The sequence below is a fragment of the Variovorax terrae genome, assembly GCF_022809125.1.
Classification (GTDB): Bacteria; Pseudomonadota; Gammaproteobacteria; order Burkholderiales; family Burkholderiaceae_C; genus Variovorax_A; species Variovorax_A terrae.
Map to the genome: position 1 here is coordinate 1715529 of NZ_JALGBI010000001.1, position 22975 is coordinate 1738503.

General features: G+C 64.8%; 22 protein-coding genes and 1 tRNA gene. 12 read left to right on the forward strand and 11 right to left on the reverse strand.

The window, feature by feature from the left end:
• Positions 1-3: 3 nt before the first annotated feature.
• From MMF98_RS08140 to argA, 3 genes are read right to left on the reverse strand one after another with little or no spacing between them, the layout of a single operon-like run.
• Positions 4-636, reverse strand: coding sequence for a LysE family translocator (locus MMF98_RS08140; RefSeq protein WP_243305776.1), 633 nt, complete (start codon positions 634-636; stop codon positions 4-6).
• A complete protein-coding gene (locus tag MMF98_RS08145) occupies positions 633-881 on the reverse strand; it encodes a DUF1272 domain-containing protein (RefSeq protein WP_243305777.1) in 249 nt (82 codons plus the stop codon). The genes MMF98_RS08140 and MMF98_RS08145 overlap by 4 nt, the downstream gene beginning before the upstream one ends.
• Before the next feature lie 20 nt (positions 882-901).
• Positions 902-2257, reverse strand: a complete 1356-nt coding sequence (gene argA, locus MMF98_RS08150) for an amino-acid N-acetyltransferase (RefSeq protein ID WP_243305778.1) — start codon at positions 2255-2257, stop codon at positions 902-904.
• A gap of 145 nt (positions 2258-2402) precedes the next feature.
• Here argA and hrpA point away from each other — a divergent pair, with 145 nt between their 5' ends.
• Complete coding sequence (gene hrpA / locus MMF98_RS08155; protein ID WP_243307347.1) at positions 2403-6278, forward strand: ATP-dependent RNA helicase HrpA; 3876 nt, start codon at positions 2403-2405, stop codon at positions 6276-6278.
• Between the two features lie 42 nt (positions 6279-6320).
• Here hrpA and MMF98_RS08160 read toward each other — a convergent pair whose 3' ends face one another.
• The 5 genes from MMF98_RS08160 to lptF form a co-directional block, all read right to left on the reverse strand.
• A complete protein-coding gene (locus MMF98_RS08160; RefSeq protein ID WP_243305779.1) occupies positions 6321-7484 on the reverse strand; it encodes a pyridoxal phosphate-dependent aminotransferase in 1164 nt (387 codons plus the stop codon).
• Positions 7485-7689: 205 nt separating this feature from the next.
• Positions 7690-8634 carry a CysB family HTH-type transcriptional regulator gene (locus MMF98_RS08165; protein WP_243305780.1) on the reverse strand — a complete coding sequence of 315 codons (945 nt, stop codon included), beginning with the start codon at positions 8632-8634 and terminating at the stop codon, positions 7690-7692.
• Between the two features lie 107 nt (positions 8635-8741).
• Positions 8742-9101: a sirohydrochlorin chelatase gene (locus MMF98_RS08170; RefSeq protein WP_243305781.1), complete on the reverse strand. Its 360-nt coding sequence runs from the start codon at positions 9099-9101 to the stop codon at positions 8742-8744.
• A gap of 23 nt (positions 9102-9124) precedes the next feature.
• Positions 9125-10231, reverse strand: a complete 1107-nt coding sequence (gene lptG, locus MMF98_RS08175) for an LPS export ABC transporter permease LptG (protein ID WP_243305782.1) — start codon at positions 10229-10231, stop codon at positions 9125-9127.
• Complete coding sequence (gene lptF, locus MMF98_RS08180) at positions 10228-11334, reverse strand: LPS export ABC transporter permease LptF (protein WP_243307349.1); 1107 nt, start codon at positions 11332-11334, stop codon at positions 10228-10230. The genes lptG and lptF overlap by 4 nt, the downstream gene beginning before the upstream one ends.
• Before the next feature lie 23 nt (positions 11335-11357).
• On the opposite strand from lptF, the gene MMF98_RS08185 reads away from it, so the two are divergent.
• The 11 genes from MMF98_RS08185 (at position 11358) to MMF98_RS08235 (ending at position 21158) form a co-directional block, all read left to right on the forward strand.
• On the forward strand, positions 11358-12851 hold the full coding sequence (locus tag MMF98_RS08185; protein ID WP_243305783.1) for a leucyl aminopeptidase: 1494 nt from the start codon (positions 11358-11360) through the stop codon (positions 12849-12851).
• A 19-nt stretch (positions 12852-12870) separates the two neighbouring features.
• A complete protein-coding gene (locus MMF98_RS08190) occupies positions 12871-13305 on the forward strand; it encodes a DNA polymerase III subunit chi (protein ID WP_243305784.1) in 435 nt (144 codons plus the stop codon).
• The gene (locus MMF98_RS08195) at positions 13305-13610 is read left to right on the forward strand and encodes a hypothetical protein (protein ID WP_243305785.1); all 306 of its coding nucleotides are present in this window, start codon (positions 13305-13307) and stop codon (positions 13608-13610) included. The genes MMF98_RS08190 and MMF98_RS08195 overlap by 1 nt, the downstream gene beginning before the upstream one ends.
• Before the next feature lie 177 nt (positions 13611-13787).
• Entirely contained in the window at positions 13788-14921 is a 1134-nt protein-coding gene (locus MMF98_RS08200) for a branched-chain amino acid ABC transporter substrate-binding protein (RefSeq protein WP_243305786.1), read from the forward strand.
• A 129-nt stretch (positions 14922-15050) separates the two neighbouring features.
• Positions 15051-15365 carry an I78 family peptidase inhibitor gene (locus MMF98_RS08205; RefSeq protein WP_243305787.1) on the forward strand — a complete coding sequence of 105 codons (315 nt, stop codon included), beginning with the start codon at positions 15051-15053 and terminating at the stop codon, positions 15363-15365.
• A 251-nt stretch (positions 15366-15616) separates the two neighbouring features.
• Positions 15617-16030, forward strand: coding sequence for a hypothetical protein (locus tag MMF98_RS08210; RefSeq protein ID WP_243305788.1), 414 nt, complete (start codon positions 15617-15619; stop codon positions 16028-16030).
• 57 nt (positions 16031-16087) lie between these two features.
• Positions 16088-16480 carry a hypothetical protein gene (locus MMF98_RS08215; protein WP_243305789.1) on the forward strand — a complete coding sequence of 131 codons (393 nt, stop codon included), beginning with the start codon at positions 16088-16090 and terminating at the stop codon, positions 16478-16480.
• Between the two features lie 126 nt (positions 16481-16606).
• Positions 16607-17428: an ankyrin repeat domain-containing protein gene (locus MMF98_RS08220; RefSeq protein WP_243305790.1), complete on the forward strand. Its 822-nt coding sequence runs from the start codon at positions 16607-16609 to the stop codon at positions 17426-17428.
• A 347-nt stretch (positions 17429-17775) separates the two neighbouring features.
• Entirely contained in the window at positions 17776-19035 is a 1260-nt protein-coding gene (locus tag MMF98_RS08225; protein WP_243305791.1) for a hypothetical protein, read from the forward strand.
• 291 nt (positions 19036-19326) lie between these two features.
• A complete protein-coding gene (locus tag MMF98_RS08230; protein WP_243305792.1) occupies positions 19327-20637 on the forward strand; it encodes a hypothetical protein in 1311 nt (436 codons plus the stop codon).
• A 197-nt stretch (positions 20638-20834) separates the two neighbouring features.
• Positions 20835-21158 carry a low molecular weight protein tyrosine phosphatase family protein gene (locus tag MMF98_RS08235; protein ID WP_243305793.1) on the forward strand — a complete coding sequence of 108 codons (324 nt, stop codon included), beginning with the start codon at positions 20835-20837 and terminating at the stop codon, positions 21156-21158.
• Positions 21159-21581: 423 nt separating this feature from the next.
• Here the strand turns inward: MMF98_RS08235 and MMF98_RS23790 are convergent, their stop codons facing one another.
• From MMF98_RS23790 to MMF98_RS08245, 3 genes are all read right to left on the reverse strand, one after another.
• Positions 21582-21740 carry a topoisomerase DNA-binding C4 zinc finger domain-containing protein gene (locus MMF98_RS23790; RefSeq protein ID WP_423837582.1) on the reverse strand — a complete coding sequence of 53 codons (159 nt, stop codon included), beginning with the start codon at positions 21738-21740 and terminating at the stop codon, positions 21582-21584.
• A gap of 156 nt (positions 21741-21896) precedes the next feature.
• A tRNA-Ser gene (locus MMF98_RS08240) sits at positions 21897-21987 on the reverse strand.
• Positions 21988-22032: 45 nt separating this feature from the next.
• On the reverse strand, positions 22033-22950 hold the full coding sequence (locus MMF98_RS08245; protein WP_243305794.1) for an SPFH domain-containing protein: 918 nt from the start codon (positions 22948-22950) through the stop codon (positions 22033-22035).
• Positions 22951-22975 lie beyond the last annotated feature (25 nt).

Here is a 22975-nt window from a genome sequence, read left to right on the forward strand (position 1 = left end):
GATTCAGGTATTGCTGCGGCGGTAGACGGCGAGCGAGCTGGCCAGGGCCAGCAGGGCGCCGCCGCAGGCCCGGTCCAGCCACTTCACGGCCGAGGCCCGGAACAGACGCACCGCGCGCGCGCCAACGAAGGCATAGCCGAGCATCACCGAAAAATCCAGTCCGGCGAACACCAGGCCGATGACGGCGTACTGCGGCGCCTGCGCCGCGGCTGGATCGATGAACTGGGGCATCAGCGCCGAGCAGAAGAGGTAACCCTTGGGGTTGGTGACGGCGACGAGGAAGGATTTGGCGAACACCGCGCGGCCGCTGCGCTGCGGGTCCAGCGCGCCCGCGGCGGGCAGGTCGAAGCCGCCTTGCGAGCGCAGCAGCCGCAGGCCCAGCCAGGCCAGATAGAGGGCGCCGGCCCACTTGAGGACCGAGAACCAGAATTCCGAGGCCGCGAGCAGGGCGCCCAGGCCCAGCGCCACCGCGCCCACCAGCACAAAGTCGGAGGCGACGGCGCCGAACATGCCCGGCAGCGCGCGGCGCACGCCGTAGCGCGAGCCGTTGGCCAGTGCCAGCAGCACGGTGGGGCCGGGCGTGGCGATGGCGATCAGCGCGACCAGCGAAAAGACGAGGAGGGTGGAGAGGTTCATGGGGTGGGCTCGCAGCCGGTGGGCCGGTGGACACGTTCGGTCGATGCAGGGTACTTTGCCAGCTTTTCGGCCGGCCGGCGCGGGCGCGCGACCAGCTCCCCGCCGCAGTTGGGGCAGATGCCCTGGAGCCGCAGGCCGGCGCAGTCGCTGCAGAAGGTGCACTCGAAGCTGCAGATGCACGCCCCGGCGGCGTCGGGCGGCAGGTCGCGGTTGCAGCATTCGCAGTTGGGGCGCAGTTGCAGCATGGCGCGGGCCTTTCGGGGGGTCAGGATCCGTTGAGTTTCTTCACCAGCACCTGGCTCTTGCGGTCCCAGTTGTACTTGCGCTTGCGCGCTTCGGGCAGCCAGTCCGGGTCGACCTGCACGAAGCCGCGCTTGAGGAACCAGTGCATGGTGCGGGTGGTGAGCACGAAGATGCTTTGCAGGCCCATGGCGCGGGCGCGGTGCTCGATGCGCTTGAGGATCTTCTCGCCGTCGCCCTGGCCCTGGCTTTGCGGCGAGACGGTCAGCGCCGCCATCTCGGCGGTCTTGGCCTCGGGATAGGGGTAGAGCGCGGCGCAGGCGAAGATCACGCCGTCGTGCTCGACGATGCTGTAGTGGTCGGCATCGCGCTCGATCTCGGTGCGGCTGCGCTTGACCAGGGTGCCGTCCTTCTCGAACGGCTCGATCAGCTGCAGGATGCCGCCCACGTCGTCGGCCGTGGCCTCGCGCAGGCTCTCCAGTTTCTCGTCGATCACCATGGTGCCGACGCCATCGTGCACGTAGATCTCGAGCAGCAGCGAACCATCGAGCGCGAACGGCAGGATGTGGCTGCGCTCCACGCCGTGCTTGCAGGCCTTGACGCAGTGCTGGAGGTAGAACGCGCTGTCGGTGGGGTGCTGGGCGGGCGGCAGCGCGGCCAGCAGCTTTTCGGCGCTGTCCAGCGGCAACTCGGTGTCGATGGGGTTGTCTTCGCTCTCGGGCTCGGCCGGGTTGATGCGGATGCCGGGGATTTCGGTGAGGAAGATCAGCTTGTCGGCCTGCAGGGCGATGGCTACCGAGGTGGCGACTTCCTCCATGGTGAGGTTGAAGGCTTCGCCGGTCGGCGAGAAGCCGAACGGCGAGATCAGCACCATGGCGCCGAAGTCCAGCGTGCGGGTGATGCCGGCCACGTCCACTTTGCGTACCAGGCCCGAGTGCTGGAAGTCCACACCGTCGACCACACCGACAGGGCGGGCGGTGATGAAGTTGCCCGAGATCACGCGCACGGTGGAGCCGGCCATCGGCGTGTTGGGCAGGCCCTGGCTGAAGGCGGCCTCGATCTCGTAGCGCAGCTGGCCGGCGGCCTCCTGCGCGCCGTCGAGCGCCACCTCGTCGGTGATGCGGATGCCGTGCGAGTACTTGGCGGCGTGGCCCTTGGCCTTGAGCTGCTCGTTGACCTGGGGCCGGAAGCCATGCACCAGCACGATCTTCACGCCCATGCTCTGGATCAGCGCCAGATCCTGCGCGATGTTCTGCAGCTTGCCGGCGGCGATGGCCTCGCCGGCCAGGCCCACCACGAAGGTTTTGCCGCGGTGCGTGTGGATGTAGGGCGCGACCGAGCGGAACCAGGGCACGAAGGTGAAATTGAAGACGGCGGACATGGCAGCGGGATGGGGCAGGGTGGCGGGAGCGGCGGCAAGACTGGGATAATCCGCGATTCTCTACGAAGTTGCCGTTTTGTCCGTCCTGCCCCTGAAAATCGAGTTTCCCGAGTCGCTGCCCGTGTCGGGCAAACGCGACGACATCATGGCCGCCATGGCGGCGCACCAGGTGATCATTGTCTGCGGCGAGACCGGTTCGGGCAAGACCACGCAGCTGCCCAAGATCGCGCTGGCCATGGGACGCGGCAAGCTCAACGCCGCGCCGGGCCGGGGCCGGCTGATCGGCCACACCCAGCCGCGGCGCATCGCCGCCTCCAGCGTGGCCAAGCGCATCGCCGAAGAACTCAAGACGCCGCTGGGCGAGGTGGTGGGCTACAAGGTGCGCTTCCAGGACCGGCTCAGCCGCGACGCCTCGGTCAAGCTCATGACCGACGGCATTTTGCTGGCCGAGACCCAGACCGACCCGCTACTCAAAGCCTACGACACGATCATCATCGACGAGGCGCATGAGCGCAGCCTGAACATCGACTTCCTGCTGGGTTACCTGCGCGAGATCCTGCCCCGGCGGCCCGACCTCAAGGTGGTGGTGACCTCGGCCACCATCGACGCCGATCGCTTCGCGCAGCACTTTGCCTCAACCAAAGGCCCGGCGCCGATCATCTATGTCTCGGGCCGCATGTTCCCGGTGGAGCAGCGCTGGCGGCCGTTCGAGGAGTCGCGCGACTACGGCCTGGACGAGGCCATCGCCGACGCGGTGGACGAGCTCTGGAGCGACCCGCGCCAGGGCGGCGACATCCTGGTCTTCCTGCCCGGCGAGCGCGAGATCCGCGAGGCCGCCGACCACCTGCGCAAGCACCTGTCGCACCAGCCGGTCTTGCGCAGCGCCGAGGTGCTGCCGCTGTTCGCGCGCCTGTCGCAGGCCGAGCAGGACCGCATCTTCGACAGCCACAGCGGCCGGCGCATCGTGCTGGCCACCAACGTGGCCGAGACCTCGCTCACCGTACCGGGCATCCGCTACGTCATCGACGCCGGCACGGCGCGCGTCAAACGCTACAGCTTCCGCAGCAAGGTGGAGCAGCTGCTGGTCGAGCCGGTGAGCCAGGCCGCGGCCAACCAGCGCGCCGGGCGCTGCGGCCGGGTGGCCAACGGCATCTGCATCCGGCTCTACGACGAGAAGGACTTTGCCGGCCGCCCGCGCTTCACCGATCCGGAGATCCTGCGCAGCTCGCTCGCGGGCGTGATCCTGCGCATGAAGTCGCTGCACCTGGGCGACGTGGAGCAGTTCCCCTTCATCGAGCCGCCGCAGCGCCGTGCCATCGCCGACGGCTACCAGCTGCTGAACGAACTGGGCGCGGTGGATGACGCCAATGAACTGACGTCCATTGGCGCCGAACTGGCCAAGCTGCCGCTGGACCCGCGCGTCGGCCGCATGATCCTGGAGGCGCGTGAGCGTCAGGCGCTGGACGAGGTGCTGGTGATCGCCTCGGCGCTGTCGGTGCAGGACGTGCGCGACCGCCCCATGGAGGCCCAGCAGGCGGCCGACCAGGCCCATGTGAAGTTCGACGACGAGAAGAGCGAATTCAGCGGCTACCTCAAGCTCTGGAAATGGCTGGGTGACGCGCGCGGTGGCCATGGCGCGGAGCACAAGCTCAGCAACCGCCAGTACGAGCAGCTGCTGCGCCAGAACTTCGTGAGCGTGCGCCGCGTGCGCGAGTGGCGCGACATCCACAGCCAGCTCCACACCGTGGTGGCCGAGCACGGGTGGCGCCACCCGGCGCCGGGCCGCCCCAAGCCGGGTGCGGCCCCCTCGGGGGGCAGCAACGACGCGAAGCGCGGAGCGTGGGGGCCATCCTCTGCCGCGCCCGCCAGCTACGAACAACTGCACCTGTCCATGCTGTCGGGCCTGCTGGGCAACATCGGCTGCAAGCTCGACGACGAGGACGTGTACCTGGGTGCGCGCGGCATCAAGTTCCACCGCCACCCCGGTGCCCACCTGAGCAAGAAGCCGGGCCGCTGGATCGTGGCGGCCGAGCTGGTGGAGACCACGCGCCTGTTCGGCCGCGGCATCGCCGCGATCGAGCCGCAGTGGATCGAGCAGGTGGCCGGCCATCTGCTGAAGAAGCAGTTGCTCGACCCGCACTGGGAGAAGAAGGCCGCCGAGGTCACCGCGCTGGAGCGCGCCACGCTCTACGGCATCGTGATCTACAACGGCCGGCGCATGAACTTCGGCCGCGTGGACATGGTGGCGGCGCGCGAGATCTTCATCCGCGAGGCCCTGGTGGGCGGCCAGTGGGACACCAGGCTGCCCTTCCTCGCGGCCAACCAGAAGCTGATCCGCCAGGTGGAGGAGCTGGAGCACAAGTCGCGCCGCCAGGACGTGCTGGTGGATGACGAACTGATCTACGCCTTCTATGACCAGCAACTGCCGGCCGACGTCTGCAGCGGCCATGGCTTCGAGAGCTGGTACCGTGAGGAAGTCAAGCGCCAGCCGAAATTGCTGCTGCTCACGCGCGACGAGCTGATGCGCCACGAGGCCGCCGGCATCACCACCAATGCCTTCCCCAAGACCCTGCGCCTGGGCGGCGTGGACTGCGCCGCCACCTACCTGCACGAGCCCGGCGACGCCCGCGACGGCCTGACCGTGACGGTGCCGCTGTTCGTCCTCAACCAGGTCGGCGAGGAGCGCTGCGAATGGCTGGTGCCCGGCATGCTCAAGGACAAGATCCAGGCCTTGCTCAAGAGCCTGCCGCAAAAGCCCAGGTCGCGCTTCGTGCCGCTGCCCGAGTCGGCTGCCCGGCTGGCCGAGGCGCTGGGCGCGCCCGAGCGGTTCGGCACGGGTTCGCTGACCGACGCGCTGCTCAAACAGGTGCGCGAGGCCACCAGCCTGGATGTGAAGCGCGCCGACTTCAAGCTCGACATGCTGAGCCCGCACCTGTTCATGAACTTCCGCGTGGTGGACGAGCATGGCCGCCAGCTCGGCCATGGGCGCAACCTCGGCGCGCTGAAGGCGGAGCTGGGTGCCCAGGCGCGCGGCGCGTTCCAGGCGCTGGCGGGGCTGAAATTGCCGGCGCAACCGGCCACAGCACCAAAAAATGAGAAGAATGTGCCGGATGTCCAGGTGCAGCGGTCATCGGTAGCTATCAAAAACATAGCAAAGCCGGCACCGGGCGCCGAACAGCGCCACACGGCCTGGACCTTTGGCGAGCTGCCGGAATTGATGGAAATCCGCAAGGGCGGGCAGACGCTGATCGGCTTCCCCGCCTTGATCGACGGCGGCGACAGCGTGGCCATCGAGGTGTTCGACGAGCCCGAGGTGGCTGCGGCGAAGCACCGCGCAGGCCTGCGCCGCCTGTTCGCGCTGCAGATCCGCGACGCGCTCAAGTACCTGGAAAAGAACCTGCCGGACCTGCAGAAGATGGCCGTGGCCTTCATGCCGCTGGGCACGCAGGAAGAACTGCGCGACCAGATCATCGACGTGGCGCTGGACCGCGCCTTCCTGCTGGAGCCACTGCCCTCGAACGAGTTCGACTTCAAGCGCCGGGTGGAAGAGGGCCGCGGCCGGCTCACGCTGATCGCCAACGAGGTGGCGCGCCTGGCCGGCACCGTGCTGGCCGAATACGCCCTGGCGGCGCGCAAGATCAAGGACACCAAGAACCAGCCCGAGGCGACGGCCGATGCGGCGCAGCAGCTGCAGCGCCTGATGCCCAAACGCTTCGTGGCCTCGACGCCCTGGGCCCAGCTGCAGCATGTGCCGCGCTATCTCAAGGCCATCACGCTGAGGCTGGACAAGCTGCGCGCCGACCCCGCGCGCGATGCCGCCAGGCTGGCCGAGCTGCGGCCGCAGGAGCAGCGCTACTGGCGCCTCGTGGCCGAGCGCAAGGGCGCGGTGGACGACCGCATGCAGGAGTTCCGCTGGCTGCTGGAGGAGTTGCGCGTGAGCTTCTTCGCGCAGGAACTGCGCACGCCCCAGCCGGTGAGCGTGAAGCGGCTGGACAAGGCCTGGGCGCAGATCAACAGCTGAGGCGGCGGGGGCTGCGCCGTGAGGGGGCGAGGCCCTCCGCGCTCAGAGCCGGGCCAGCCGGTCGAGCGCGGTCCTGAGCGTCTCGTCCTTCTTGGCGAAGCAGAAGCGCACCACGCGCTGGTCGAAGCCGTCGCCGTAGAAGGCCGACAGCGGAATGGCCGCCACGCCGATCTCGGCCGTCAGCCACTGGCAGAAATCCGCTTCTCCGAGGTCGCTCACGGCCGAGATGTCCACGCACTGGAAGTAGCTGCCTTCGCTGGGCAGCAGCTTGAACCGGGTGCGCTGCAGGCCCTCGCGGAACAGGTCGCGCTTGCGCTGGTAGAAGGCCGGCAGCTCCAGGTAGGGGGCGGGGTCGGCCATGTAGCGCGCCAGGCCATGCTGCACCGGCGTGTTGACGGTGAACACGTTGAACTGGTGCACCTTGCGGAACTCGGTGGTCAGCGTCGGCGGGGCGGCCACGTAGCCCACCTTCCAGCCGGTGACGTGGTAGGTCTTGCCGAAGCTGCTCACGATGAAGGCGCGCGCGGCCAGCCCGGGAAAGCGCGCGGCGCTCTGGTGCTCCTGCGCGTCGAACACCATGTGCTCGTACACCTCGTCGCTGATCAGCAGCACCTCGGTGGGGGCCAGCAGCTCCTGCAGCGCCAGCATGTCCTCGCGCGTCCAGACGGTGGCGCTGGGGTTGTGCGGCGTGTTGATCAGGATGGCGCGGGTGCGCGGCGTCAGGGCGGCGGCGATCTTGCCGAAGTCGGGGCGGAACGTGCCCGGCGTAAGGGGCACGCGCACCACGGTGCCGCCGGCCAGCTCGATGTTGGGCACGTAGCTGTCGTAGCAGGGCTCCAGCACGATCACCTCGTCGCCCGGCCGCACCACGGCCAGGATGGCGGTGATGATGGCTTGCGTGGCACCCGCGGTGACGGTGATCTCGCTCGCCGGGTCATAGCGGCGGCCGTGCAGGCGCTCGATCTTGGCGGCGATGGCCTCGCGCAGCGCGGGCACGCCCGTCATGGGCGGGTACTGGTTAAAGCCGCGCTGCATGGCTTCGGTGACGGCGTCCACCAGCCGCGGATCGCAGTCGAAATCGGGGAAGCCCTGGCCCAGGTTGACGGCGCCCTTTTCAGCGGCCAGCGCCGACATGACGGTGAAGATGGTGGTGCCCACGGCGGGTAGTTTGGTCTGGATGCTGGGTGTGCGGGCGGTCGTGCTCATGGGCAGGCAGGAAGGACGAAAAAGGAGGAACGGAAGGGCTTATTCGAAGGCCACCGCAGAACCGGCTCCGCCGGGCCGCTGGTGGCGTCCCCCTGAGGGGGCTGAGAGGCCGCGGCTCCAGGCCTGCCTGCGCAGGTCTGGACGGCCTCGAAGAGCCGCTGCCTCTGGCAGCGGCACCACGGCCGCAGGCCGCTTCAGGGGTGGGTCACAACTCATAGTCATTGACATGCCCGCTCATGGCCTTGGCGATCAGGTTGCGGTCCAGCCGGTCGCTCAGCAGTTCGGCGAACTTGAAGACGAAGTTGCGCAGGTAGGCACTGCGCTTGAAGGCCACGCGCGCGATGTTCTGGCCGAACAGATGGCCCACCGGGCGAACCACGAGGTCGTTGTTGCTGCCATCGTCGCGCACGGCCATCTCGGCGACGATGCCCACGCCCAGGCCCAGGCGCACATAGGTCTTGATCACGTCGGAGTCGATGGCCTCGAGCGCGATACGCGGCGTCAGCTTCTTTTGCGCGAAGGCGGTGTCGATGCGGGTGCGGCCGGTGAACGACGGGTGGTAGGTGATGATCGGCTCATGCGCGATGTCTTCCAGCGCAATGCGTTCCTTCTTCGCCAGCGGGTGCGCGGCGGGCAGCACCAGCACGTGCTGCCACTCATAGCAGGGAAGGGTGACGAGTTCGGCGTAGTCCGACAGCGATTCGGTGGCGATGCCGATCTCGGCCACCTCGTCGATCACCATCCTGGCCACCTGATCGGGCGCACCCTGGTGCAGGCTCACGTTGACCTTGGGGTAGGCCTCGCGCAGCTTCGCCACCGGCACCGGCAGCACGTAGCGCGCCTGGGTGTGGGTGGTGGCGATCGAGAGCGTGCCGCTGTCCTGGGCGCTGAACTGCTCGCCGATGCGCTTGAGGTTGCCGACCTCGCGCATGATCAGCTCGATGCTTTTCAGCACATGCTCGCCGGGCTCGGTGATGCGCTTGAGGCGCTTGCCGTGGCGCGCAAAGATTTCCACGCCCAGCTCCTCCTCCAGCTCGATGATCGCCTTGGATACGCCGGGCTGCGAGGTGTGCAGGGCCTTGGCCGCTTCGGTCAGGTTCAGGTTGCGGCGCGCAGCTTCCTGGACGAAACGAAATTGGTGCAGATTCATATCGAATTTCTACTAACAATGAAATTCATTATGCATCAAACTTCTATTGAGATTCTTCGAGAAAACGCCGGGCTGCCCCGAGTTTTCCTGGCCCGCTTGTGAGGCGCTCAGGAGAGCGCGATCCGGGCCAGCAGCTCTACCAGCCGGGCATCCTCGCCCACCGCCGGTTGAAGCTCAAAAACCACCTCGGGGTGGCTGCGGCGCAGCTCGGCCACCTTCCGGGGCAGGTCTTCGCGGGCATGCTTGCCGATGCCGAGGAACAGGGGCAGCACCCGAATGGTGCACGCACCTTCCGCGATCAGGGCCGCGGCCGCGGCCGGCAGGTCGGGCGCGGTGAGCTCCAGGTAGGCGCAGCCGACCCGGGCTTGCGGGTCGAGTGCGCGGATGCGGGCCGCCACGGCCTCCATCGGCCGCTGCCACTGCGGGTCGCGCGAGCCGTGAGCCAGCAGCAGGATGCCTTGCGTCATGGTCGCCTCGCGCTGCACCGGCGCTAGCGGCGCAGCACCAGCCAGCCGAAGGCTGCCAGCGAGAGCAGCGAATAGATCAGCCCCGGGGCCGCCGCCGTGAGCCAGGGCCACCAGTTGCGCAGGTTCCCCACATAGCCGAACACGTTGTTCAGCAGGAAGAAGCTGATGCCGATCATCACGCCGCCGAAGACGTAGGTGGCAATGCCGCCGGAGCGGAAGTGGAGGTAGGCGAAAGGCAGGGCCAGCACGACCATCACCAGGCAGCTCAAGGGGTAGAACACCTTTTTCCAGAACTCGATCTCGTAGCGCTGGGCGGCCTGGCCGTTGGCGTTGAGGTGCTGGATGTACTGGAACAGGTCGATCGTGCCCATCCGGTCGGGCTTGAGCAGGGCGACGGAGACCATTTCGGCGCTGATCTCGGTGGGCCAGCGGAACCGGTCGAGGTGGGAGCGTTCGATCTTCGCCATGTCGCCGCCGCGCGAGACGAACTCGCTGCGCTCCACGTTCTCCAGCACCCAGGAATCGTCCTCGCCGAAATGGGCCTGGGCGGCCTGGGTCAGCGAGACCAGGAAGCTGCGGCTGTCGAATTCGAAGATACGCACCGCGTGCATGTTGCCGTCGGGAGAGAGGGCGCCGACATTGACGGCGTAGCTGTTGTAGAGCTGCTTTTCCTTGAGCCAGGCGCCCGTCTGGCCGACCGTGATGCTGCCCTGGTAGCGCGCCTTGAGCAACTGCGCCGTGCGGTCGCTGACCGGAGACAGGTAGTCGCCGACGGCGAACGTCAGCAGCACGAAGCCCAGGCCCAGCACCAGCAGCGCCTTCATGGCGCGCCAGGGCCCGAGGCCGCTGGTGCGCAGGATCGTGAACTCCGAACTCTGGGCCAGCCGCGCCATCACGAAGATGGTGCCGATCAGCACCGTGATCGGCAGCAGCTCGTAGAAGTGGCTGGGGATCATGAGCGTGACGTAGGCCAGCGCATGGACGAGCTGGTAGCCCGTGGGGCCGTTCTTGCCGACGTACTGCAGCTCGTCGACGAAGTCGAAAAAGAAGAACAGCGCCAGGAAGCCCAGGGTGACGAAGGCCACCGAGAGCAGGACTTCGCCGTAGATCAGCCGCCTCAGGGTCTTCACGCGCCTGCCTCCGATGCCACCGGCTGCCGGGCCGGGCGCCGCAGGAACCAGTTGTTGTGCCGCTTGCCGAGCCACAGCAGCCCCAGGGCCAGCACCCCGCCATGCAGGGCCAGCAGGAAGCCGGAGAACGAGATGCGGCCCGCGCCGATCCAGCTCTGGCCGAGGTTGAGCAGGTTGTAATAGACCACGAAGGAGAACAGCGCAAAGATCATGCTGCCCCCGCGCCCGGCGCGGGGATTGACGCTGGAAACCGCCACGGCGATCACCACGAAATTCATGGCGGCGAGGGCCAGCCCGATGCGCCAGGCCAGCTCGCCGAGGTTGAAACGCGTGGGCGCCATCAGCAGGGCCAGCGTCGAGAGCGACTTGGCGGGGGCGTCTTCCTGCGCGCCCAGGCTGTCGGCGCCCACCTTGGTTCCATACTCGGCGAAGTCGCTGATCTTGAGATCGGTTTCGCCGATGGTGCTTTCCAGGCGCTGCCCGATGCTGAGCAGCAGGAAGTTGTCTTCCCCGATGATTTCGACGCGGCCGCTGCGGGCCGAGGTCACGGCCTCCTTGCCGCGCTCGGTGGCCGAGATGAAGACGTTCTGCCCGGTCTTGTTGTTGGGCGATTCCTTTTCGATGAAGAACACGCGGCTGCCGCTGGCGGATTCCTGGAACTGGCCCGGTGCGATGCGCTCCAGGTCGCCGCGCTTCTCGAAGCGGTCCTTCATGTCCTGGGTCTGCTGGTTGGACCAGGGCCAGACCACCAGCGCGAGCAGGGCGATGACCAGCAGCACCGGCCAGGCAAAGCGGAACAGCGGCCCCAGGAAGCTCGCCAGGCCGCGTCCGCTGGCGAACCAGATCACCATCTCGCTGTCGCGGTACATGCGCGACAGCGTGCCCACGATGGCGATGAACAGGCTCAGCGTGAGGATGGTGGGCAGATGGCCGAGCACGGTGTAGGCCATGACCACCATCACGTCCGACGGGTTGACGCTGCCGCGCGAGGCCTGGCCCAGCGTGCGGATCAGCATCATGGTCATGACGATGGTGACCAGCACCACCAGCGTCGCGCCGAAACTGCGGGCCAGCTCCTTGCGGATGGAGGAATGGAATAACATCGGTTTCAAGGAAAAACCGAATTATGAACTTTGAGCTCAAGACCCTGGACCTGGCTGGCGCCGCCGCCGAAAAATGCGATGCCCTCGTGGTGCTGGTCACCCAGGCGTTCAAGCCCGGCAAGGACGCCTTGTCGCGCGTGCTGGCCGAGGCGGCCAAGGCCGGCGATTTCGAGGCCAAGCCGGCCCGGCTGCTCTCTCTGTACCGGCCGGCCGGGCTGACGGCCGTGCGCGTGGTGCTGGCAGGCATCGGCGAGGGCTCGCCCCGGCAGGTGCGGCAGGCGGTGCAGGCCGCTGTCGGGGCCCTCAAGGCCAGCCCTGCCAAGCGGCTGCTGGTCTGCTTTGCCGAGGCCACCCAAGGCGAGGCTTTGCGGGCCGCGATGCTGGCGGGCGCCGAAGCCAGCTATGTGTACACCACCACCAAATCGAAGGCGGAAGGCCGCAAGATCCAGCAGCTGGTGCTGGGCGCGCCGGATGCTTCCGTGCTCAAGCCGGCCTTCGAGCGCGGCGCCGCAGCCGTTGCCGGGATCGAGCTGGCCAAGGAATGGGGCAACCGCCCGGCCAACCACGCCACTCCCAGCATGCTGGCCGGCGCGGCCAAGGCGTTGGCCAAGTTCCCCGGGGTCAAATGCGAGGTGCTCGGCCCCAAGGAGGTGGAAAAGCTCGGCATGGGCGCGCTGATGGCGGTGGCCCAGGGCTCGGTGGAGCCGCTGCGCTTCGTGGTGCTCAGGTACGAGGGCGCGGCCAAATCGGTGGCGCCGACCGTGCTGGTCGGCAAGGGCATTACCTTCGACACCGGCGGCATCTCGATCAAGCCGGCCGCCGAAATGGACGAAATGAAGTTCGACATGTGCGGCGCCGCCAGCGTGCTGGGGGTGTTCCGCGCGCTGGCCGAGCTCAAGCCGGCCATCAACGTGGTGGGCCTCATTCCCAGCTGCGAGAACATGCCCGACGGCCGCGCGATCAAGCCGGGCGACGTGGTGACCAGCATGAGCGGGCAGACCATCGAGATTCTCAATACCGATGCCGAAGGGCGGCTCATCCTGTGCGACGCGCTCACCTATGCCGAACGTTTCAAGCCGGGTGCCGTGGTGGACATCGCAACGTTGACCGGGGCCTGCGTGATCGCGCTGGGCGCGGTGCGCAGCGGCATGTTCTCGGCGGACGACGAACTGGCCCTGGCCCTGCAGGCGGCGGGCGAGGCAGCGCTCGATCCCTGCTGGCGCCTGCCGCTGGATGAGGACTATGCGGAAGGGCTCAAGACCCATTTCGCCGATGTGGCCAACGTCGCCGGACGTGCGGGCGGCGCCATCACGGCCGCCAAGTTCCTGCAGCGCTTTGCCGGCAAGTTTGCCTGGGCGCATCTGGACATCGCCGGCACCGCCTGGAAGAGCGGTGCGGCCAAGGGGGCCACGGGGCGCCCGGTGGGCCTGCTGGTCGAATACCTGCTGGCCCAGGCTCCGGCGGGGGCTGCTGCGGCGAAGAAGCCGAAAGCCAGGCCGGCGGCCGCGCGCAAGTGAGCTTCAAGGTCTGGCCGGCATGACGGAAGTTGCATTTCACTTCAACGCCCCCGACAAGGTGGCCTATGCCTGCCGGCTGCTGCGCAAGGCGGTGGGCAGCGGCGCCCGGGTCGTGGTGACGGCGGAGCCGGAGGTGCTGCAAAAGCTGGACGTGGCCCTGTGGACGTTCGCCCCGCTGGAGTTCGTTCCGCACTGCCGCAGCGCCAGTGCCGCGCCCATGCTGGCGGCCTCTCCCGTGGTGCTGGCCGGTTCGGTGCATGGCACGCCCCATCAGCAGGTCCTGCTCAATCTGGGCGAGCAGGTGCCCGACGGCTTTGAGCGCTTCGAGCGGCTGATCGAGGTGGTGACGCAGCAGGGCGATGACCGCCAGGGCGCACGCCACCGCTGGAAGCACTATGCCGACCGGGGTTACGCCATCACCCGGCACGATCTGGCGCTGAAGGGATCCGCCTGATGTCCACCCCTCCGCGCACGCCACCGCGCTTCGTTCCGACGCTGACCGAGGTCGTGCACCGTCCCGAGGCGGCCGTGCCGGCGCCGGCGCTGCAGGATGTGGCCGGGCTGCAGCGCCAGATCATGCACCGCGTGATGCAGCGGATCGATCTGTCGCTCGAGCGACGCCTGCGCGAGGCGGTGACGCGCGCCGTGCTGGAGCAAACCCAGGCGCTGGGACCGCGCCTGCGGGATGACATCGAAGAGGCCGTTCGACAGGCTGTATCAGAGGCGCTGGCTGAGGAATTGGCGGCTGCGCCGCGCTGAGGCGGTACCGTCGAACGGGGTGCCTGCTGCATTAGCGCAACTGCTGGCAGGAAAAACCACTTGATCGGTAGGAACCTAGCGTGTTCCCTATGGTTCGGGCCTGGAAATTGCGATAACTTCGCGCCCGTTGAGTCATAAATTTACATCTCAACCTTTTTTCCTAATCTGGAGGCTTATATGCAAGTGAAGTTGAAACTAACTGTTGCCGCTGCCATGGCCGTTGGGGCTGGTTTGGCTGTTGCACAGGATGTCCAAGTGATCAAGATTGGCCATGTGGCACCGATTTCCGGCGCCCAGGCCCATTACGGCAAGGACAATGAAAACGGCGTGCGCATGGCCATCGAGGATCTGAATGCGCAGAACGTCGTGATTGCCGGCAAGAAGATCAAGTTCGAAATCCAGGCCGAGGACGACGCGGCGGACCCGAAACAAGGCACGGCGGCCGCACAGAAACTGTGCGATGCCAAGGTGGCCGGCGTGGTGGGCCACCTGAATTCGGGCACCACCATTCCCGCCTCGAAGGTCTACAACGACTGCGGCATTCCCCACATCACGGGCGCTGCCACCAACCCCAACCTGACCAAGCCCGGCTACAAGACCACCTACCGCATCATCGCCAACGACAATGCGCTCGGTGCCGGCCTGGCCTACTACGCGGCCGATGCGCTTAAGCTCAAGAAGGTTGCCATCATCGACGACCGCACGGCCTATGGCCAGGGCGTGGCCGACGTGTTCAAGAAGACGGCTGCCTCCAAGGGCATCCAGATCGTTGACGAGCAGTTCACCACCGACAAGGCCACCGACTTCATGGCGATCCTGACCGCCATCAAGGCCAAGGCGCCGGACGGCATCTTCTACGGCGGCATGGACCCCCAGGCCGGCCCGATGCTGCGCCAGATGGAGCAACTGGGTCTTTCCAACGTCAAGTTCTTCGGCGGCGACGGCATCTGCACGTCCGAAATCGCCAAGCTCGCGGGCGGCGCGAAGACGCTGGAGAACGTGGTCTGCGCCGAAGGCGGCGCCTCGCTGCAGAAGATGCCTGGCGGCGCGGCCTGGAAGGCCCGCTACGACGCCAAGTACCCTGGCCAGTTCCAGGTCTACAGCCCGTACACCTACGACGCCACCTTCGTGCTGGTTGACGCCATGAAGCGCGCCAACTCCTGGGACCCCAAGGTCTACATCCCGAAGCTGGCCGAAACCAACTTCAAGGGTGTGACGGCCAACATCGCCTTCGAGCCCAATGGCGAACTGAAGAACCCGGCCATGACGCTCTACGTCTACAAGGACGGCAAGAAGTCCCCGCTGAACTGATCGCGTCGATCTCCCGCAAAAAAGCCACCTCGCGGTGGCTTTTTGCCTTCTTGTTTGTCACAGACAGGCGGGCTCGGTTTGAGGTACCGTGGTGGCCTGTTTGGGTTCACGATTCATGAGGAGGCGTTCATGTCCTGGAAGGCTTTGACGATGTCTGTATTGCTGCCGGTGGCGGTCATGGGTTGCGGCGCGATGGATGGCGGGGGTGCCGGCGCGGTGCCGGCAGCCCCTTCCGCCGCCGCAGGGTGCAAGGCCGATGCGGCCCAATTCGTCATCGGGCGCAGCATCGATGCGGCGCTGCAGGAGGAAGCCAGGGTCCGGTCGGGCGCGGAAACGGTCCGCACGCTCAAGCCCAATCAGATGGTGACGATGGAGTTCATCGCGACGCGACTGACGATCAATGTGGATGGCGAGGGAAAGGCCACCAGCGCGCACTGCGGCTGAGCAGCGGCCAGAAACAGCAAAGCCCATGACTCGTGTCAGCCTGTTGGCTAAGCTGGAAGGCGGATCATGGCACCCCAAGCCCGCTGCTATGAAAATAGCATGGCCTTCTGTTGTCGGCCTCAGGGGGGCCCCCTAGGGGCCACTGCTTGATTAATGATGCCTTTGGCCATATGAGGTGCTTGAGCGCCGGCCACCGGTTTCTTGACCATGTCCATGCCTTTCACGTCATCTATTCTCATAGGAGCTCGGTTTTGAAGAAAAGTCTCGCCCCCATGGCTGCTGTCACGGCCGCACTGTTCTTGGTTGTCGCCACGTCTCAGGCAATGGCAGACCCGGCTCGGGCCATCGTCCTGCACGTCTCCGGAGTGATGACGCCAGACCGCACCGCCTACATCAGCGACCCGATCCAGTACCAGGGCGACAGCGCTTGCGGGAAGTCGACAGATTTCGTTGCCAAAGCGAAGGTCAAGTACGCCAATCTGCTGGAAAATCGCTTCCCTGACGTCTTCAGGAACATTGTTGTGCACAACAACATCCAGTCGAACATCCTGGGCCAGAATCTCACCACGAAACGGCAGATCAATGACTACCTGGACGACCTCGAGGCTGCCGAGAAGCGGCAGGGGTCCAAGGTGAGGTGGATCACCTTCAATCACGGGTGCTAGGCGTCGACCCATCCGGGGGATTTCCGCTTCCAGTTCCAGGGGCATGAACGTGCGCTTGTGCTCGGTGAACTGACGGAGCAGTTGCAAGCGCGTGCGGACCCGCAGGCGCCCGTGACGGAGGCTCGCGTCGAGAGCGCGGCCAGTATCATCAGCGCAAACAAGGCGGAGGACTTCGTGCGTTTGGTTGTTGCGGTCTTTTTCTTGCTGGCTGGCGTCGCCCAGGCCTCGCCCACAGCCAGCGACTACCAGGCCTGCCACGCGCGCGGTGCCCTCGGCCTGCGCCATTGCCTGGATCGGAGCCCGGGTACCGACTTGCCTGTGTGCTGGGACAATGCGCGCGCCGCGGTGCAGCGTTGCTACGCCGACGTGCGCAACGAGTACGACCCGGGCTATCGGGCGGAGAAGCGGGCCGCCGAAATGCGTGCGCGTGAGCAGCACGAGCGCAAATGATGCGGATCCGGGTTCGATTCGCCGTGCTCGTTCTTGTCGCCATGGAGCCTGATTTCGTGCTCCCCACGACATTCGACCCTCTTTCTTCGATTTCAGGAAGCGCGCGGGAGCTCTCCGGGAGTGGCCGTGATCGTTGACTTTCGCACCCAGTTCACCCGCGCGCTGGCTGAAGCAGCAGCGCACGCCAGGGCTGTGGCGACCTTTGCGACGCCGAGCGGGCTGGAAGCCGCGCCTGCCAGGCTCGTTGACTGCCTGCGGACCCTGGATGGCGATCTGTCACGGCTTGACCTGCGTCCAAAGGAGCATCACCGCGAGCGGCACCGCTTGCTTCAAGTGTTGTCCCAACCGGTGCTGGACCACGAGGATGCGCTGGCCCTATTCAGCACAATCGCACGCTGGCACCAGGGCTGCGAGGCGCAGCTGGGGATCGACGTGGTATTGCCTGCGCTCCTGAGCAGAGCTTGGCGCGACGAAGCTATCGAGCGGCACCCGGAGCTTTTCGCGGCGGCACGAAGCCGTCCAGCCTACCCGCGCGATGTACTTTTCCACTTCGCTAACTTGTGGTCTGGCCGGGTACCCGACGAGACCGACGACTCGGCTCACGGGACCTTGCGGAGCCTGATCGCCTTGCCGTGGAAACCTGGTGCACCGGATGTGAGTGCCGCCTTTGGGAATGCTGTTCGATCGCGCTCGCCGTCTATCCTCCGCGCGTTCATCCGCGAGTTTCCCGAGCAGATGGATCGCCGCTGTGGTGGTCTCACGGTCCTGCACCGTGCCGTCTGCGTCGAGTATTCGGCGGACAACATCGCCGCGCTAATCGAAGCCGGAGCGAATCCCCACGCTCTCAGCGACGATGGAGAAACGCCCTTGCAATACGCCATCCGGGAAGGATGGGAAACGAGCGCGAAGGCCCTTGAGCGCTCGATGCAGGAGAACCCTTTAGGGTAGCCGTTGATGCACGCTGGTCAGACGCCCAAGGAGCGCGGGGCCGGTACTCAGCACAGTCTCCGCGATGAGTCGGCTACGGCGCTGTCAGGAGCGGCGCGGCCGGTCCTTCGCGTAGCACTGGCCATCGCTGCGTGGCCCGCCGGACGCTGACAACCCAGCGTCCTGTGGCGTGGAGTAAATGAGGCAAATCTCCTCGCTGATGAGGAGCCGTGACGATGGTGTCTGCTAAGGCTGCGCGCGCTTTGGCCCTTTTTTCTCTGTTGCCAGCGAGTCGGGCAGGGCAGGGTAAACACCACCCGCGTGAGGCCCACTGCTCAGTCTGAATCTCCTAGACTTCCCCCTTTTTTATGCACGAGAAGTACATGAGAATCTGGATTTTGGGATTGATCGTCGCCCTGCTGTACGGCTGCGGAACGAATCGGCTGTACGAGCACGCCGAGGGTGGAGTCTCAAAAATGCAGGCTTGGGCGACGACAGACCCGGTGGTGCTGCAGAAGCGCTGGGGTCCCTATGCTGCTGCTGTTGAAAAAAACTGGATCGGTTACAGCAATGATGGCCTGGAGCGCCGGAGATATGAATGGGTCCTGCCGGGAGTGATCATGAAGGCGACAGGCGACACCATGGGTGAGACCCTTATGTCTAGGAGAGGCATCTTCTTAATCGACCAACGCCTGCAATACGATCCAGAGTCCGGCCGCATCCAGGTGATTGAAGCGAACTCTCAGCAGCTTGCATCTTCTCCGGGCGATCTTCTGTTGGACTTGGCCATGCAACCCAACGGCTCCTTGCTTGACGAACGGCGAGGGCGAGAAAGATCGCTAAACCAAGATGGGTATCTCGTAGTGGATGCGACAGTCTTTCGGTCTGTGAGCAATGAGGACTACGAAAGAGCGAGTGTGATAGCGCGAACGGAACTGAAAGCGTCTGAGAGAGACAAAAGTGCTGCTTTCTGGAACAACTTCGCTCTGGGCGTCAGCGCAGTAGCGCAGGGCGTGTCGCAAGCCTATGCGGAACAGCAAGCATCGCGACCCACGGGGCCAAACGCGGCGCAGCGCGAACTTGCGGCGATCAAGGAGCGGGAACGCCTAGCCAGTGAACGTCGCTCACAAGGGGGGCAACAGGTGTCGCAGATTCAGCAGCCCTCCCGGGGGCAGCAACTGGTTCCATCTGCTGCACCGTCCCTGCAGGTCGCTGCCGCCGGTTCGCTTGCAGAGAGGCAAGAGAGAAAAACGGCGCTGGCGCCCGTCGCAAGTGAGTCAGCCGCAAGCAACAGAGACGGTGCGACGCGGCAAGCTGCCTTGACGTTCCTGTATCAAGTGCCAATGGAATATAGAAAGGGCGACACCAACAATTCGAACTGTTGGGTTCTTGTCGCAGTCCCTGGCCCGGCGGGATTCCTGGAATCCAATGACCGTACCCAGGTTCGGTCCATTGTGGATTCGTACAAGCCTCGTGCATTGCAGCAATGCAGTACCCTCGATCGTCGTGTGCAAGGGGATGCCCAAGCCAACTATGTGGACGACATGCCATCGAAGCTTGGTCAGGCACGGTCTTGGTATGAGCGTCAGGCTGGCCAAAATGCACAGTATCGGTTCGAGATCCGCTAGATCTGGCCGGGCCTTTAGCCACCGCGTAGACATCGACTCCAACTCGAAGTTTCCATTGCCTGAAGCAAGCACCGTACTTGGGCGGAGGGATTTGAGCCCGAGTTGCGTCGCTCTATGTCAGGCATTGCCGTTGCGCATGCTTCGGACCACGTCGTCACGTTGGATGAAGCGAGCGGGAGTTCGCTTGGCGTGTGACTCTGTCTCAATCAGAGCAACGCCCGGCGGTGCATGTAGCAATTGCCCCTGAGATCGTTCGATTAATCTTCCAATTTGATATGTGAGGGAATTTTGATGGGTTTCACAATATTTTCAAATTCTCAGCGTTCGAATATCTTTCGCCGAACGGCTTCATGTGCGTTCCTGATCGCAACCGCCTGGCTTACTGGCTGCGTTACTGTCGTAAAAGACAGCGAGATGTATCACCGCAATCCTGAACGGGCCAAGAAGGTCGAAACGACAGATTCCGCAGAACTTTTTCGCCGTTGGGGTGACTACGTTCACGCGACCGGGAAATACTGGGTCGGGCGTGAAAGCTATAGCATCGACGGGGACTACATTGTCTTTTGGAATGCGGTTTGGTTGGTGCCCGGTGCGTCTATTCGCAGAACCGACTTCGATTGCTCCTTCAATAGCGGGAAGTGCGACAAGATAGACAGCATTATCGAATACGATCCCGAGGAGAAAACGCTGTACCAGTTCGCCTCAAGCACGCAGTCGTCTTCTTCCTGGGTCAAGCGACGGAGCCTGACGGTGAGTGCTGATGGCACTGTCAAAGATGTGTTTGGCGGCAGCTATGACAAGGAGCGCAATGAATGGCTTTGGAGGCAGAATAGGTATTTTTCCGTCACTGCGGAACGCTACGAAGCCCTCTTTCAAGAAGCGAGACAAGAGGTAGCCGCAACACGCCGAGCGGAAAGTCGAAAAAGCAGTGAGTTCTGGGGCGCCGTTGCCCAGAGCGCGCTGATCGGAACTCAGGCGGCTGCCCAAGCTTATTCCGAGCAACAAGCGGCGCAATCCAAAGCGTCGAACATGGCACAACGCGAGCTTGCCGCTATCCAAGAGCGAGAACGGCTCGCCGCTCAAAGTGCCGCTAACCGAAGGGCTCTCCCAGCCTCCCAGATAGCCACGGCCCCACCGACCGCGATGCGTCCCACTTCGCCGGCACCGGCTCTGGCTCCGGCCCGCTCCCCGGCTCCGTCCCAACCGGTGATGATTGCAACGCCATCGCGACCTCCCGAACCGAGCAAGCCTGATACTGCTGGTTCGACGCGCCAGGCATTCCCGGAGGCCATCTTCGTCTGCACTAAGCCCAACGAGGTGGGCAATTTCGGATGCGATTCCCCAGTGACCGGAGGCCTGAGCGGCGGACCGAAGAGCGGGCTTTCGGAGTGGGCCACGCCTGAGCGCATGGTCAGTTCCATGAGCAGCGCCTGCCCCGACGCACGGCGACTGGCCTCGAGCACCCACCTCGTTTGGGGTTGCGGCTTCGGTGCCACGAACAACTCCAACAGCATGGACCGCAGCTCCGGTGTGGACGTCGCGGGCCGGCGGACCTACTACTGCAGTGACCGCGAAACGAGTTGCCGGCGCGTCGAGCCTTGAGCTCGCACGCGGCGCTCTTGCGGGCAGGCAGCCGTGATTACAACCTGAGGAGCGGATGAAACCGCATCGAGCGGCGGTTCACGGCACCCCATACTTGAGCAACCTGACGGTCATTGTCGCTTTGTCGTGCTCGCGCTGGCAGAATTGCAGCAAACTTCCGGCCCTCCAATCTCATCCGCGAACATTCAGAGACTCGCATGCTACGTGTGCTATTCATCTGCAGCAGGAACAGGCTTCGCAGTCCTACCGCCGAGAGAGTTTTCTCGACCTTCCCAGGCATTGAAGTGGATTCGGCTGGTCTGGCTCCCGATGCAGAATGCCAACTGAGCGTCGACCAGGTTGAATGGGCCGAAATCATCTTCGTGATGGAGCGGGCGCATCGGACCAAGTTGATGCAGCAGTTCAGGCGGTCGCTGAACGGCAAGAAGGTCATATGCCTAGATATTCCGGACAACTATGAATTCATGCAACCCGGGCTTGTGACCTTGCTGGAACGGAAAGTACCCCCGCATTTGCGGTAGACGGGCCAAGTTGGAATCCGCCTAGGCGGCACCGTTCCGGACAGCGCCAAGGAACAGATTGATCTGGCCTTCAAGCGTCTGGGCGCGATTCTGGCGCACGAGGGTTTGGGCTTTGAGGATCTGGTTGAGGTGGTGTCTTACCGCGTGCACATCGAGGAGCCGCCCCCCCCCTCCAGTTTCGCGAGATCAAGGAGCGCGACATCACGCGCGACTTCCCGGCATGGACGATCCTGGGTGCGGTGGATCAAAGTTGGGATCTGCTGGAGACCATTCCAGCCTCGCGAAACGAGCTGGCTCACGGCGGCTAAGTACTGGGGACCGTATAGCCGGTAGCAGAAATCCTCAACCAGCTCTATCCCGAAGAAAGCGCCTGACTTGCTCGGCTCGCTTGCATGTCTCTGCTCAGGGGGTGCAGCAAAAAGCTCAGCTTCGAGTTCGGCGTTGACCAGAGCCGCGCTTGTAGGTGCATCGGGGAAACGCACTGCATGAATAGAACGGCCCATATCTGCTGTGCTTAGGCACCACAAACCCCTGGCTGCATAACGGGCAAAGCTCCGCTGGGGAAACGGGCGATACCAGCACGGTAGAGCCTCAATACCAGCAACCGTACCAGCAATAAATCCTGGCTGTCAACGGACGATCTTGGACGCTAGCAAACAAAAAAGCCGGCCCCTAGAGGAGGGTCGGCTTTTTTTATGGATATTCTCGGATGCTATTGAACATCTAGAGACTGATTCTTGGCGGAGAGGGCGGGATTCGAACCCGCGGAGGGCTATTAACCCTCACACGCTTTCCAGGCGTGCGACTTAAACCGCTCATCCACCTCTCCGGAAGCCCTCCATTGTAGCAGCGCCGCAGGCGGGTTTTGCCTGGCTCAGGCCGATGTCTTGCTGGTTTGCAGCATTTTCATGGCCGAGGAAATCAACGTGGACACCTCCGTCATGTTGCTGGGCACAATCAGTGTAGTGGTGGAGTCGTTGGCCACCTTGCTGTAGGCCTCCACAGCCTTTTCGGCGACCTTCAACTGCACGGCCTGCTCGCCGCCGGGTTGCCGGATGGCGGCCGCGATGCGCTCGATGGCCTGCGCCGTGGCCTCGGCCACCGCCGTGATGGCGCCGGCCTCGCCCTGGGCATTGTTGATGGCGGCCTGTTTCTCGCCCTCGGAGCGTGCGATGAAGGCTTCGCGCTCGCCAGTGGCGATGTTGATCTGTTCCTGGCGGCGCCCCTCGGAGGCGGCGATCAGGGCGCGCTTCTCGCGCTCGGCCGTGATCTGCTGCTGCATGGCGTGCAGGATTTCCTTCGGCGGCGTCAGGTCCTTGATTTCGTAGCGCAGCACCTTCACGCCCCAGTTGAGCGCGGCCTCGTCGATGGCGGCCACCACCTGGGCGTTGATGATGTCGCGTTCCTCGAAGGTCTTGTCGAGTTCGAGCTTGCCGATCACGCTGCGCAGCGAGGTCTGCGCCAGCTGGGTGACGGCCATGATGTAGTTGGACGAGCCGTAGCTCGCGCGCATCGGGTCGGTCACCTGGAAGTACAGGATGCCGTCGACCTGCAGTTGCGTGTTGTCGCGCGTGATGCAGACCTGGCTGGGCACGTCGAGCGGAATTTCCTTGAGCGAGTGCTTGTAGGCCACCCGGTCGACGAAGGGCATCAGGAAGTTCAGGCCGGGCGCCAGCGCGGCGTGGTACTTGCCCAGCCGCTCGACCACCCAGGCATTCTGCTGAGGCACGACCTTGATCGAGCGTGAGATGAAGATGACGGCAATGACGAAGATGACGAGGGCGATTTCCATGTCTGGCCTTTCTGGGGGCTTGTGA